Source organism: Clostridium mobile, from assembly GCF_018918285.1.
Classification (GTDB): domain Bacteria; phylum Bacillota; class Clostridia; order Clostridiales; family Clostridiaceae; genus Clostridium_AW; species Clostridium_AW mobile.
Genome location: NZ_JAHLQF010000003.1, coordinates 675813 through 691590, shown reverse-complemented (window position 1 = coordinate 691590; position 15778 = coordinate 675813). Strand labels below are relative to the sequence as shown.

At 30.1% G+C, this 15778-nt stretch carries 7 protein-coding genes; all 7 read right to left on the bottom strand.

Annotation, left to right across the window (positions count from 1 at the left end; genetic code table 11):
- Positions 1 to 141: 141 nt before the first annotated feature.
- Entirely contained in the window at positions 142 to 411 is a 270-nt protein-coding gene (locus tag KQI86_RS14970) for a TIGR04076 family protein (protein ID WP_216440149.1), read from the bottom strand.
- Between the two features lie 16 nt (positions 412 to 427).
- The gene (locus KQI86_RS14965; RefSeq protein ID WP_216440148.1) at positions 428 to 907 is read right to left on the bottom strand and encodes an HD domain-containing protein; all 480 of its coding nucleotides are present in this window, start codon (positions 905 to 907) and stop codon (positions 428 to 430) included.
- Between the two features lie 178 nt (positions 908 to 1085).
- A complete protein-coding gene (locus KQI86_RS14960; protein WP_216440147.1) occupies positions 1086 to 1385 on the bottom strand; it encodes a hypothetical protein in 300 nt (99 codons plus the stop codon).
- 175 nt (positions 1386 to 1560) lie between these two features.
- Entirely contained in the window at positions 1561 to 5919 is a 4359-nt protein-coding gene (locus KQI86_RS14955; protein WP_216440146.1) for a prenyltransferase/squalene oxidase repeat-containing protein, read from the bottom strand.
- 148 nt (positions 5920 to 6067) lie between these two features.
- Positions 6068 to 9931 carry a DUF4430 domain-containing protein gene (locus KQI86_RS14950; protein WP_216440145.1) on the bottom strand — a complete coding sequence of 1288 codons (3864 nt, stop codon included), beginning with the start codon at positions 9929 to 9931 and terminating at the stop codon, positions 6068 to 6070.
- Positions 9932 to 9969: 38 nt separating this feature from the next.
- Positions 9970 to 11187 (bottom strand): prenyltransferase/squalene oxidase repeat-containing protein, encoded by a 1218-nt coding sequence (locus KQI86_RS14945; RefSeq protein ID WP_216440144.1) that lies wholly within the window; start codon positions 11185 to 11187, stop codon positions 9970 to 9972.
- Positions 11188 to 11270: 83 nt separating this feature from the next.
- Positions 11271 to 15761 carry a DUF4430 domain-containing protein gene (locus KQI86_RS14940; protein WP_216440143.1) on the bottom strand — a complete coding sequence of 1497 codons (4491 nt, stop codon included), beginning with the start codon at positions 15759 to 15761 and terminating at the stop codon, positions 11271 to 11273.
- Between the last annotated feature and the right edge of the window lie 17 nt (positions 15762 to 15778).

The following is a 15778-nucleotide window of genomic DNA, read 5'->3' as shown; positions in this document are numbered from 1 at the left end:
TTATTATCTCCCTTCTAGGCTACTATATGTTATATTTATTGTATCAAATTTTATGTAAATATATTAGTACTTGTTTGAAAACTTTTATGAAAAGCTATTTAAAAGGTAACTAAATGTTCCCTTTAGTTACCTTTATAAGTGTTAAATATCTTCTATTTTTTCCACTTTAAAAATATTGATTATATTTGCATCTGGGCAGCAATAAAGCCCACTATTTCCGTCATCCCCAGGCAACCTTCCCCCATATCTCAATATATTTATCATTGGAAAAAGTGCATGCATCGCTAATGGACAGAGCTTGCCTCTTTCAGTGTCGAAATCAAATGTATCTCCATATTTGTGACCATGACTACAGTATCCATTGCTCTTTTTGTCTACTAAAGTTATTCTTATTTTCGGTTTTTTCCCCATATAAACCTCCTATCCCTTATAAATACATTCTTTCAATATAAGCTGTTCCAATTTTTGTTTTAAAATATTTTTCTTTTATCAAACTTGCTTTCTCATGTAGTTTGTCCTCAAATATGTTAACAAGAAAATCTGCTTCCACGAGTATTTGAAAGTCTATATCATCAATCTTATTATAGGTATGATGATTAGCAATTAAAAAGCATACCCTTTCAATAATATTTTGGGATACACCAAGCTTCGTAAGTATCTCCTCTGCCACTGGCGGCCCCTCCAACTCCTGGTACTTTCCATTAGAGCATCCGTATTTTTCTTCACTAACTTTTATACCAATGTCATGCAATACTGCAGCAATTTCAAGGATTAAAAGTTTTTCTTCCTCAATGCCTTCAAGCTTTCCTATACTTGATGCAAATCCATAAACCTTTATTGCATGGTTTATACGCTTTACATCATCTCCAAAGTAGTCTATCATGTTTTCAATAACATTTTGTACCATAACACACCTCCACTGCATCCAGCAATTCCTAGTATAATAATTATAACAAAATCCTTGAATCCAACAAATGTATCGTTACATTTTCAAAAAAACAAAGGCAACCATACCTTATAGAAGGTAGGTTGCTTTTTTATTTTAATAACTTCAGCTGTTATAAAATTTAATGAAATAATACAAATTAACTTTTTAGTACATAAGTATAATAAAAAATATTTATTATTTGAAACACTACTAATATGCCCACAAACATGTTAAGTCTATTATTGTACATCTTATTTTTTACTAATATAAATAAAAAAGGAACTGCAGCTATTATACTTACTATGGTTAAGATCATTCTTCCATTAGATCCAACAGGATAGCTTTTTGCTATTATAGTTAAAAATGTTATAAGTCCAAATAAAATATTCAAAATTGACTGTTTATTTTTCATGCTTTCTGTATCTTTTATACTTTGTGTATCTTTTTTATTTTTCATACTTTATTTCCTTCCTTAATCCTTTGTAGTAATTTAAAATTTTTAAGCAAATCTTATTATAAATTTTACCACAATATATACAAAATGCGAAGAGCTTTTTAAGATAATGCTCTCTCCTCACTCTTTCTTACATTTATAATAGGGATTTTTGACTTGCAAAAATCCCTATTATTATTTACTCAACTGGTATTTCTATTACATTTGAGAGAGAATTCATATCTTCTAAGCTATCCCAAACAAAAGCTTTTACTGTGTACTGCCCTTCTTTTGGAAGTTTAATTATTCCGTTTAATTCTATAGTTTTACCTGATTCTATGCTTTGCTTTGGGGCAACATAATTTACAAACTCTCCATCCTTATCAAATAAACCTATTATTAAAGCTGTATTCTTAGCTTCTTTTCCATTATTTATCGCTTGCACAGTTATTTTTGCGTCAGTACCTAATTTAAATTCTTTTACTTCTGTTAAGTTTTTAATTTGAAACTCCTTATCCTCACTTGGTTTTTCACCATCTGGTTTTTGTGGATTTAATGCTTTAAACACAGATTCTCCGTTATATATACTTACTAGAGCTGCAAAAGCCATTCCATTTGCCTCATCTGTAAAATCATTATAATTAGCTTTTATTTCATCATAAATAAAATAATCTCCTTTTTTATATGTCATTAATGCATCTAATGGTGTTTTTCCATTTTTACTCCATGCTGGTGACAATACATCTTCTCCTGCTGATATTAAAGCTTGTATCCCCTCTGAGGTATATTCTGAACATTTCTCATCTTGGTATTCTATACTTAAACTAAATCCCCCATCTTCAATTTGTAATTCCTTAAGTTTTTGTACACAATTATTTATTGAATTATTAACCCCTTCTATATCCCTATGATTAGATAATGCGATGGTTATTGATGATATAATTGATAAATTTGGGTTTTTAATATTATCAGCTACATCTTTTAATATTTTTATAGCTCCATCTATATTGTAATTTTCTTTACACATATCTAAAGCTGTTATAGAATAAGCCTGAGATATAATAGATGATTTATCATCTTCAGGTAATTTAAATTGTCCCTCATCATTTTGAGACTTGACCAAAATATCTACATAATTTTTACCTTCATAATTTTTCGGATCTAATCCTGCTGATACTATAGCTATTATATTTTTAGCATGATTTGTAGTTTTATTATCATAATTTAAAAAATCAGGCTCTTTTTCTCTTAATTGTAACTTAGGCATTATTAAATCCTTGGAAAATCCAACTTTACTTAATGTTAGAGCTTGAATATAGTTATAGGTATTATCCTTGTTACTGTAATAGTCTTTTAATTCATTTATAACTTTTTTAACACCAGAAGCATCTAAAAGTCTAATACTTTTAAACATAGATTCTCCCTTATACAAATCAGCTAAAGCCATAAATGCTTGATTATTTGCAAAATCATTTCCAAAGTTACCATTAACTTTATTCTTTAAAAGAGCTTCTACCATAGTACTGTTTTCTTTTGTCCATTCATCACTTAATGGATCTATGTTATTTGCAACAAGTGCTTGTATTACAGTGGATATAGTACATGGATTATTAACTTGCCCATAAGTATCATATCCCCCTTCATTATTTTGTTTTTCTTTTAAATATTTTATAGAAGACTTTACTATGTTTTCCGCTTCCTTTATATCTTTATGAGTTGCTAATGCAGTAATTACCATAGCTGTGGTATCTATATCACTATATACTCCATTTATGCTCATATTACACAATGCCTTTATAGCTGCTTCTTTATTGTAGTCTGAATCAGCCATATCTAATGACATAATTGCATATGCCTGTGTTGTTGGATACACTCCATCTTCTTCTTCAATTATAAATTTCCCCTTATCCTCTCCATTTTTCACCTGAGAGTTTGTGAGCTTTTCTACATAATCTACTCCATTATATTTTTTAGGATCTTTACCACTAGCTATTATACCCATAATATTAGCAGCAACACTAGCTGCACTGTCAATATTTTCTCTTACTTTATATTTTTCCTGTAGATCTTTTATATCCTCTGAAATATTATTACTAGTATGATTCAATGCTAATGTTTCCCTAAACTCATAATTTTCTTTACCACTATAATAAATTTTCAAATCTTTTAGAGCATTTTTTATATCTTCTGTCTTATCTTTGTCTGCATCATAAGAAATTTTTAATTTATTAAATACAGTTTCTTTATCCCTTAGTGCTATAAATGCTCTTAACACAAAAGATGTATACATATCCTGTTCATAGGCACCAAACATACTTGAATATATATATCCCTTACCCATTTTAAAAGATAATAATGCATCTAATAGTGTTTTATTATCTTTAGTCCATTCCTTTGATAACGGGTCTTCTCCAGCGGCAATTAATGCTTCTATAACAAATGCAGTATCTTGACTATCACCTTCTGGACACATATCTTTATCAATAGTAAAAGCTCCATTTTCTAGCTGCTCATCTTTTAAGTATGTTATAGCTGAATTTATTATATCAGCTATATCCTCTTCATGTTTATGATTTGAAAGTGCTGTGATTGTCAACGCTGCATCTATAACATTGTTAAATTTGCCACTTTTGCACTTACTTTTTACTTTTTCTAAAACTATTTTAATATCCTCTTTATCACCAGAAGTCATATCTAAAGCTATTAAGCTATATAAATATGCCTTAGTTTGTATATGTTTTTCCTTAGGATTTTTTATGTAATCCACAAGAATGTCTACATAATTTTTGCCATTATAGTTTCTTGGATTTTTTCCCATTCCAATTATAGAAATAACATCTCCAGCGGCAAATAATATAGATTCTTTATTATTTAATTTTGCTTTACTTTGGAGTACACTATCTTCTATGCCTAAAGCTTTTAGACCAACTATAGTATTAAAATCATAATTTGAAGTGTTATTATAATAATCTTTAATATCCTCTAGTTCTTCCTTTATTATTTTATTTAAATCTAGTTTTTCTTCCAATTTGAATTTGAAATTTTGGTACATAGATTGTCCTTTATAAATATCTGCAATAGCTGCAAAAGCTAAATTTGTTGCTGTAGAGTCTGAAAATCCTCCTCCCATACCTTCAATAAATTCAAATCCATTGTCAGATACTTTACAAGCTAATAGTGCATCTAATAAGTTTCTTCCACCTTTAGTCCATTTATCTTCTAGTGGGTTCTCTCCTACTGTAATCAAAGCTTGTATAACAGGTGCTGTAGAGTAAGGACTATTTCCCATTCCATAATAATCAAAACCTGCACCTTCTAATTGCTGATCTTTTAAATAATTAAGACAAGATTCTATTAACTCATTAACTCCATTTACATCTTTATGTTTTGATAGTGCTATTAAAGCCTTTGTAGTACTATCTATATCTTCATACTTTCTATCCTTAGCTAAACCTATTAGTGATGCTAAAGCTTTGTCTACATCATATTTAGCTGAAGCCATATCTAATGCAATAATAGCTTCTGCCTGTGCAGTAACTGATTCTTCGTCACTATCTCCTAGACTAAATTTGCCACTTTCACTTTGAGATTTTATAAGCTTTTTTACATAATTTACTCCCTCATAGCTATAAGGATTTTTGCTAATCGCTATTATTCCCATTATGTTATCTGCTATAGCAGCTACATTATTTGATTCTTCTAATTTAAAATTCTTCTTTTCTCCAGAATTTATATGATTAAACGAAAGTATATTTAAATAATTATCTTGTTGATTATTCTCATAATATTTTCTTATATCTTTTATTATATTTTCAAATTTAGTTTCAGATTCTGAAGCCTCACCTACTATAGAAAAACATTGTCTTACTATAGCTGGATATTCTTCACCCTTTAAATCTTTAGCATTTTTATAAATATAAACTTTATGTTCTCCTTCAGTTACTTTGAAAGATACTTCTCCAATTTCATTTGTCTTGTATTCCCCTACTCCTTCAACTTTTACATTGACTTCTTTTGCAGGTCTTGGATAAATTCCCATCATAACATTTTCTTCGGTTATTTTTAATTTATATAAATTACCTGTATTTTCTATATAAATTTTAGATATACATGTAATTCCTCCAAGCCATTTTGTCATATGCCAAACCATTTCTTTGTAATAATTACCTTTAATATCTTTAATTAATTGCTCACTTATTGCATTACCTTGTAATATATCGCCATTGTTGTCTACAAGATAATACATCCATCCTATATTTCCTGTTCTCTCTTCTCCCAAAATTTTAGTTACATTATTAGAATCCAGTCCTTCTATATTGTTTTCCCCTACCGCATTTGAAAGTAAATCCTTTACATATACCTCATCTTTTATACTTACTTCTTTATCAAATAAATTATCTCTTATTCCTTCTACTCTTATACTTATATTGGAATTAGTTTCATTTTCTCCATTTCCCTCTGCAGATGCTTTTAATCCTAATATTGAAAAATCCAATATTGAAAAGCACATTAAAAAAGTTATTATAATGGATATTATTTTTTTACTTTTTTTCTTCATAAAATTTTTCTCCTATGCTAATATTTTATTTAAATTTAGGAACAGCTATCATTGTTTATCCCCTATGTAGTGTATCTACCACTTTTGATAATCAATTATTGGCTTCAGATGAAATTTACCTCTTCATCTGAAGCCAATAGTCACTTGATTACTTAACTGGTATTTCTATTACATTTGAGAGAGAATTCATATCTTCTAAGCCATCCCAAACAAAAGCTTTTACTGTGTATTGACCTTCTTTTGGAAGTTTAATTATTCCGTTTAATTCTATAGTTTTACCTGATTCTATGCTTTGCTTTGCGGCGACATAATTTACAAACTCTCCATCCTTATCGAATAAACCTATTATTAAAGCTGCATCTTTAGCTTCTTTTCCATTATTTATTGCTTGTACAATTATTTTTGCATCAGTGCCTAATTTAAATTCTTTTACATTAGTTAAGTTTTTAATTTCTATTTCTTCTACTTTTATATCATCTTTGAATTCCTTAATATTGTATATAGAATCTATCTTTCCATCTTTAAAGTTTTTATATGCTGCCAATGCCTGTAAAGCTTGCTCTGTTGCTTTTCTATTTGCAACATTTAAATTATTCTTAGTATGTGCAAATCCTCCATCCTTAGTTTTATATGCTAATAAGCAATCTAATAAATTTTTTTCACCCTTAGTAAATTCTTTACTGGTTGGGTCAATTTCTAATGCAGTAAGAGCTACTATCGCTTGAGAGATACTTTCACTTGATTCATTTTTATTCCATTCTGAAGTATATTCCCCTTCATCATTTCTTATATCATTTAAAACTTTTACTCCATTATCTATTGCTTTTTTCACATTTTCATCATTTTTATAATTTGAAAGAGCTATTAAGCACATGGATGTGGTATCTCCATCTACGGGTCCCCATCCCCATCCTCCATTTGACTGCATATCAACTATTTCTTTTACTATATCTTCCCTTGTAAACTTAGAGTTATTAAATAAATTAAATTTACCTGAATCTAGTGCAATAAGTCCATAAATTAAGGAGTATATATTACTTTCATTTAATAAATCTCTACTGCATAAATCTTCAATTAAATTGTAATTTCCAATATTTCTTGGATCTCCACCAGCTGCTACAATTCCTATAATTGTTCTTTCACAATCTGTAGTACTTGAAAATTTACCATTATCATTAAATAAATTCTCATCTCTATTTTTTATTTTTTCTTCTATAGACTTCAAGTAAGTATCTGGTACATCTATTCCCGCTACTTTTAAAGCAATTGCATTCCAATCATCAATATTTCCATTTAATATAACAGCTGATGATGATTTTATTGCTTCTTCTACTTCTTTTGTATAATCTTCTGGCTTTTCTTCTGAATCTTTTCCTGTTAACTCTTCCCAAGTTGGTGCTTTACCTTCCATGGAGCCCATTGAGTAATACCATATAATTTTGTCACCAGCCTTAACTGAAACTTTGCTTGCCATCTCCTCTGGTACAACTTCATTTACAGTATACATCCACCCATTTTTTCCTGCATTTTCTATCCCATATATAGAAGTAACCATGTCTCCTGTCATTTGATAAAGTTCGGTGGAAGCTTGTAACGCACCAAGAGCTGTAAATCCTTTATCATGCTTTTTATCACTTATTGTAACTTCTTGTGGTTTGAAATAACATTCATACTTGCCACCTTCTGGTATGGCAATAGCTACATTAACCTTAAAAGTTTTTTCTTCCTGCTCATTATCTCCATCATCTATTCCTTTAACCTTTACTCCATCTACTACATATTCACCATATCCAGCATCCCTTAAGTCTATCAATGCATATAATGCTTTCCATGTAGCTTCTACCCAGCCTCTGTTGTTTATACTTTCGCCTTTTTTACCGTCAAAAGAATTGTTATCTTTCCATAGTGTGAATAAGGCATCTACTGGATTTTTACCTGATGGTTTTGTCCATTTTTTTGATGTAGGATTTTCTCCAGCTGCAATTATTCCACGAAGGACTTCTGAATGATATCCTGTTATAAAAGCTGTATCATATAGCCCACCATCATCTTTTTGTATTCCTTGTAAATATGTTAAAGCTTTTTCTATAGCTTCATCTACACCTTTTACATCTTTGTGCTTGCTTAAGGCCATTAATGCATATCCTGTATTTATGGGAACAGAGGAATTTCCTCTCTCTTTAAATCCTCCATCTTCGCATTGTGCTTCTATGATTTTACTAATAGCATGTTCTATATTATAATCAACCTTTGTATCTTTGAATTTTTCATTATATTTATCTAATGCTATAACAGCAGTTATTTCTCTTTGTCCAAAATAACTATTAGTACTATTTATTTTTTCTACTATTTCATCGATTAATTTTCTATTATTATAATCATTTGCATCCCTATTTAAATCAATAAGGATTAAGCTTTGATTTGCCTTACTTCCTACATAGGCTAAGTCTTTGTCGAAACTCTCATATTTTTCACTTAAATACCACTGTTTTTTACCTAAATCTGCCCCTGCTTTGTACATAGCAGAGTATTGAAAACCTTGTAATTGTCCTTGATTAGTTATAAAATGATCTTCATTATAATAATTTACTATCGCGTTTATTATTGATGCTATACTGCTGCCATCTTTTTGTTTCTCAGGTTCTTCTGGCTTTTCTTCCTTGTCCATATCTTTTACTAAATTTACTACTTCTTCGTAAGAAGGTCCTTTTCCATTCATGGAATCTTTACTATAATACCAAACAATTTTATCTCCATCTTTAACTTCTGTTTCATTTGCATAGGTGCTTGGAACTTCTCCATTTAATGAATACATCCATCCGTTCATGCCTTCAGTTTTCATTCCAAAAATAGATGTAACCATACTACCTTTTGCTTCATATTCATCCGTTGTTGCTTGCAATGCTCCTAAAACTGTAAGTCCTGATTGTTTCTTATTGCTTATAGTAACTTCACTAGGCTTAAATTTTACATCATACTTTTTATCTCCATTTGGATAAACTATAGTTATGTTTGCTTTACAAGTTTTTTCAGGTTCTTCTTTGTTTATATTATCAAATTTTACCCCTTTTATTTCATAGTCTCCATATCCTGCTTCTTTAAGGGAAACTAGTGCAGAAAGTACTTTTGGTATTGGGCTATAGTCGCTCCTTCCAGTAGAACTTACAAATTTCTTACCATTCCATGAATTAAATAATGTTTCTATTATTCCTTTACCATCTTTAATCCACTTTTCTGATGTTAAATTCTCTCCTGTTTGTACAAACCACATTACAGCTTCAGCGTTAGGCCCAGTAAAGAATTTTGAATTTACTAAAGCTCCATTCTGTGTATACTTTCCATGCAAATAATCTAAAGCTTTATTTATACAATCATTAACTCCCTCAATATCCCTATGCTTATTTAGCACAACTATTGCAGCAGCAGTATGTTGTGGTGCATTATTTATTGAACCATCTTTTTTTTGAGCTTCTATCAAGTTTTTAATTGCATTTTCTAAATTATAATCTACTTTTTTATCACTATACTTTTCACTATATCTATCTAGTAAGATTAAAGCTTTAACTTCATTTATACCCATATCTCTAGATGAACTTACTTTGTTTATATCTTTTGCTATATCGCTAATTAAGCTTATTTCTTTATAAATTGTTGGATCTTCATCTAAATCCATAAGTGCTAATGCCTGAGTTACTTTAGATCCAAAAGCTGCTAGCCCGTAGCTAGATGTATCCTTATTTACTCTCCAATCTTTTTTCCCTATGTCTGCTCCTGCTTTATGCATAGCCGCATAAGCTTCTCCTTCTAGCGAACCACCTTTATTATCATAATAATCTTTATTCATACAAGCAATTACCGCTTCTATGGCCTCATTCACCGTTGCAGTAGCTTGTACACTCTCTATTGACTCTGCATAAACCTTATTAGAATTAAATAAATTTAAATTAAGTGTGGACAAAATCATAGCAAATGCCATGAGAAAAGATATTATTCTTTTCCTTTTGTTATTCATATAAACTTCCCCCCATAAATTTAGTTATTATAAAGTTGTTAATATATGGAAACACTATTTTTTTCTTTTAAATTCTTATAAGCTTGTAGTGCTAATAACGCTTGTTCTGTAGCTTTTACATCATTTCTGCCATTTTTCAAATGCGAAAATCCTCCATCAGCTGTTTTAAATGTCATTAGCGCATCTATCATGGTTTTACCATTTTTTATAAATCTGCTATCGGTAGGATCTATACCATTAGCACATAATCCCATTATTACCTGGCTTATACTCTCTGTATTTTCTACATTGTATGAGGCAAAAGCACCGCTTTCTTTTTGAAGAGATATTAATTTTTCAACTCCTTCATCTATAGCCTTTTTAACCTTCGGTATATCTTTATATGGAGCTAATGCTATAAGTGCCATTCCTGTCATATCTGGATCTGCTTTTATACCAGCAAAATCCCATCCCTTATCCTTTGTACGTTCATCTAATATGACGTTAATTAGTTTCTCCCTTGTCCACACAGCAGAGTCAGGCACAGAATACTCTTTTGAATCTAGTGCAATAAGTCCATATATATATGCATTAATTCCTTGGCTCTCTAAATCTTCATTATTATAAATCTTCTCTATTAAATTATATCCACCAATATTCGTTGGATCTGCTTTAGCCGCAAGTAAGCCTAGAACTATTCTTTCATAATCTGTGGGCTGATCCAACACTCCATTTGATTTTTTAAAATCGGCTTCAATTCTTTTAACATAAGTATCAGGTATTGTTTTTCCTGCCTTTGCAAGGGCGATTACTTCCCACTCTGTCTCTGCACCATTTCTCAAAGCATTAATAGCAGTACTTATTGTAGTATTAACTTCTTCTTTATGTTTATAATCTGCTGTTTTTTCTTTTATCCTGAAGATATAGCTTTTCGGAGCCTTTATGGGTTTTAAATCTTTTGAATGAACTTTACCACCAATATTTAAAGTATAAGTCTCTCCAACCTTATAACCTTCTTTAGGAGAAGATACAATTATAGTTTTTCCATTTTTTAAATTTATTTCAGTTTCTAATATATTTTCATGGCTGTCTTTTATAGTGATCTCTCTTTTAGTTTCATCATCAAAATTCACATCCTGATTAAACTTTATATTCCAGATTTTGTGTATATCCTCTATGTCTTTGTTCACTTCTGCCGCTCTAGCATAGCTACATAATGATAAAAGTATTCCTGTAGTTAATGATAGATTAATATAAAATTTTTTATTCCTTAACACAGACAATCCTCCTTTAATTTAATTAATAGCTAATATATTTTGAAAAGGATTTTTTACAAAGTAAAAAATCCTAATCCTATTTATTATCTAACCGGTATTTCTATTGTATTTGAAATATAGTTCATTTCCTCTAAACTATCCCAAACAAAGGCTTTAACTGCGTACTCTCCTTCTTTTGGAAGTTTTAACACTCCATTTAATTCTACATTTTTACCACTTTCTATACTTTGATTTGCTGCAACATAATTTATAAGCTTTCCATCTTCATCAAATAGACCTACTATTAAAGTTACATTTTTGGATTCCTTACTATTGTTTGTAGCTTGTATAGATATTTTTGCATTAGAATTTAAATTAAATTCTTTTACATCCGTTAAGTTTTTAATTTCTAGATCTTGTGGAATTACTTCTTCTTCACCAGGTGTAAAATCAAATTTATATATAGACCCTTTTCCTTCTTTAAAGTTTTTATATGCTACTAAAGCTCTTAATGCCTGCTCTGTAGCGAATTTATTATATTTATTATCTTTAAACCCAAAAGTTCCATCCTCTGTTTTATAACCCATTAAAGCATCCATTGCAGTGTTATTGTTTTTGATAAATCTACTATCCGCTGCTAAATCTATATTAAGTGAGGAAAGTGCTACTATAACCATAGAAGTACTATTGCTATTTTCACTTCCCCAAGATTTAAAGCCGCCTTTTTCTGTCTGCATCTTTGAAAGAGTAACTAACGCTTCATCTATAGCTTCTTTTACTTCCTTTTTACTATTATAATAAGGTGCTAAGGCAGATATAGTCATGGCAGTAGCATCTACATCTGTAGTACTTCCGAAAAATGCCCAACCATTATCCTTTGTTCTTCCCTCTAGAATAGTCTGTATAAGTTTTTCTCTATTCCATTTGCTTTCCTTTGGTATAGTAAAGTTTCCTGAATCCAATGCAATAAGACCAAATACATAGGCATTTAATCCTTGAGTTAAGTCATTATTGTATACTTTCTCAACAAGATTGTATCCCCCTACATTAGTTGGATCCCCTCCTGCAGCTAAAATTCCAAGGATTTTTTTAGCATAATCAGTATCATTACTTAATTGTCCTTTGGCATCTACTATTTCTTTTGTAACTTTTTTTATATAATCCTTTGGTATTTCCTTGCCTGCCTTATTTAACTCAATAATATACCAATCATTCTCTAATGATAAATTTTTGCTTATTATTGTGTCTATTGTTTCATTTACCATTGATGTATAATCTTTTGGAGTTACTTCTTCTGAGTCATCTTGTATATTTTCCTTTATCATGTCATAAATGGACTTTTTATTTAACATTTGAACTAATGCAGAAAAAGCATAGTAAGAAGCTTCTGAGTTTTCAAATCCAAGACCTTCCCCTTGAGAGTATCCTGATGTAGAAGCATCTCTTCCTTCAAATTTACTCTTTAGCATACCATCTAAAACAGTCTTTCCACCCTTAGTCCACTGCCATGATAATGGATCTATATTATTAGATAAAAGAGCTTGTACTACAACTCCAGTAGCTGCTGGACTATTAACAAAGGTGCTTCCAGCCACCATGTCAAAAGCTCCATCTTCATTTTGATTTTCTTTGAAGAATGTTATTAATTCATTTATTTTATTTTCCGCTCCTAAAACATCCTTATGTTTAGCTAAAGCCGTAGCAGCTACTGCTTCTGTTTTAATATACTTATATGACAAGTCTGTATTTTTGTAATTTGAATCATTTAACATATTTAAAAGGGCTTTAACAGCTAATTCTTTATCATATTTTCCCTCTGCTAAGTCCAATGCTATAATGCAGTAAGCTTGAGTTTCTATAGAACTTTTATCCATAGCCTCATTTACTATAAACTTTCCTTTATTCACTCCATCTAATACTTGAGCTTTTTCTAATATTTCCACAAGGTTTACTTTTGCATTTTTCACCTCATCATTTCTAGGGTCTAATCCTGCTCCTAAAAGTGCTATAATTGTTTTTGAAACTTGTAATGCAGTAGAATTTTTAGAATATCTATATATGTTTTCTTTTACTATATTTTTATCCACACCTGATAAAACAGCTGCTGGTGATGCTAAAAATTCATACTTTCCATAGGCCATATAATGATTTTTTAAGAATTCTATTTCTTTATTTAATCTATCACTATAATCAATTTGTGGAGGTATTGTTATTTTTATTTTTATACTGCCACTTATTTTTTCACTGCCTGTAATATATGCAGTAATCTCTACTTCCCCTTCTTTTAAAGTATGTAATACTCCATTTTTTACTGTAGCAACATTCTCGTCTGAACTTCTCCAAGAAATAGCTGCATCTTTAATAACTACATTATTGTAATTAAAAGCTTTAGCTTCTAAATTAATCTTTCCTCCGCTATAAACTTCTTTTTCTCCATAAACTTGTACTTTAACTGGTACACTTATATCTTCATATTTAAGCTTTCTGTACATAGAAGTCATAGTATTTAAATCCACTAATGCTGCGAGCACATGTGAGGTTGCTAAATCTGATGCCATACCAGCCTTTGGATAAAGCATAAACTGATTATCTTTTCTACAATTTAGCATTCCATCTATCATGGAAATCTTCTTCTCTCCATCTTTTACACACCAATAATCAGATTTTGGATCTTCACCTAAAGCAATAATTCCTTGAATTGTCAATGCTGTATCTGATGAATTTTTTATTAATCCATCCTTACTTTGATTAGACTTTAAATATTTTTTAGCTCCTTCTATAACTTCTGGAACATTTTTTAGCTCCTTATGATTTGATAGGGCAATTAAGCTCCATGCTGTATAATCTATGTATGGTATATATTCATCCTCAGTTTCTTCTTGCATAAAATCATCCCAATAACCTTCTTCTATTGATCCAAAAGAGATTTTTCCTTCTCCTTCGTCATGAGCTTTACTTAATAATGCTCCTACTACTTTTTCTTTATCATATTCTACGCCTGCCATATCCATAGCTATAATAGCTTTAGCAATATATTCTGAAGTATCTTCATCCTCATAGTTATAATCTATTAGATACTTTGTATAATCTTTACCTTTATAGTCTTTAGGATTTTTTCCAACACCTATAATATTCATAACATTTTTTGAGTTATTATGTAGGCTATCCATTGTATAAATATTTACTTTACTTAATAGTTTGTCCGTATCTACTCCAGCTCTTCTTAAAGCCATAGATGTTATGAAATCAAAACTTTTAAAACTATTATCTTTCCAAGTATCATAGTATGAAAGAACATCATCTATGATATCTTGTAAGCTTTCATCCTTATTTACACTTTCTTTAAACTTAAGTATGGCATTTTGAAGATTTGTATTAGCAGTATTTACATCATTTGTAGTTAATCCTTCTTTATTTAATACAACTTTTGCTTCACTTATTGATTTTTCAAGTAATTCCTTAGCTTTTTTCGAGTATTCTCCTATTTCTTCACCAATCTTTGCAGCTTTAAAAATCTTTTCACCTTCATCGATTGAATTAACAAGAGGAGTTTTATCTACTGTACCCTCTCCCTTTTCTACTACTACTTTACAATAAGGTCTTGATATGTTTCTTCTTTTTGTATCTTCATCAAATCTTACTGCTGAAATTTCGTAAGTTCCTTCTTTATCAAATTTGAATTTAGCATTTCCTTCTTTATCCGTAGTAACATACTTTCCGTTTTCTATATAATCTTTATTATCTACTAATATTTTGCCATCGCTTATACTAACTTCTTTTGACTCATTAGTATTTACATCATATTGCAATCCTAAAAGTTTTAAATTAATATCTTCTCCTGTTTTTGCTTTGATGTAACTTTCATTAAACCAAGAATATGTGTTTTTCTCATAATCCTCCTGAAAAAACACCACTATATTATCTCCATCTTTTATATCTACTCTATTCATGTAGTCTAACGCAAAATTATTATTTATATAAAACATCCAGCCATCTTTTGAAGATACTGAACCTTGCTTAACGCCAGCTATATTATTTATATATCCATCAATAGCATTAAATTTACTTTTATCTTTACAATCTATATTTTCACTTTCCAAAGCTTTAATAACTGCATGTATTGCTTTTACGCTGTCTTCATTCTCGGAAAAACCATAAGTTTTCAAATCAAAATTATCTACCTCTATTTCTTTTTCAGGAACTATGGTATGATCATTTGCTTCAACTCTTACTTCTACCTTTACAGTATTTTTTTCATCATTATTATCTGTATTTGTTTGCTCTTTTACTACTGCCTTTTCTTCATCTGTTTTTATGATGTCCTCTCCATCAGCATCAACTTCAAGCTCTCCAGCATCTTCTTCTATTGTTACTTTTCCACCTTCATCCTTAGTTTCTATTCTATCGTCAGAGTGACCTGTTCTCTCTTCTGTTTGCGTATAATTATAATCTCCTTCAGCTGACACACTGATACTTGTCTTTTTACTTTCCCCTGCAAAAACCTTAGAATCCTTTAATATTCCAACATTAAAAAAAGATAAAATCATCATAAATGTTACTAAAAAAGATACTATCTTTTTATAATTTTTTTTCATTCTGTTTCCTCCCTGTA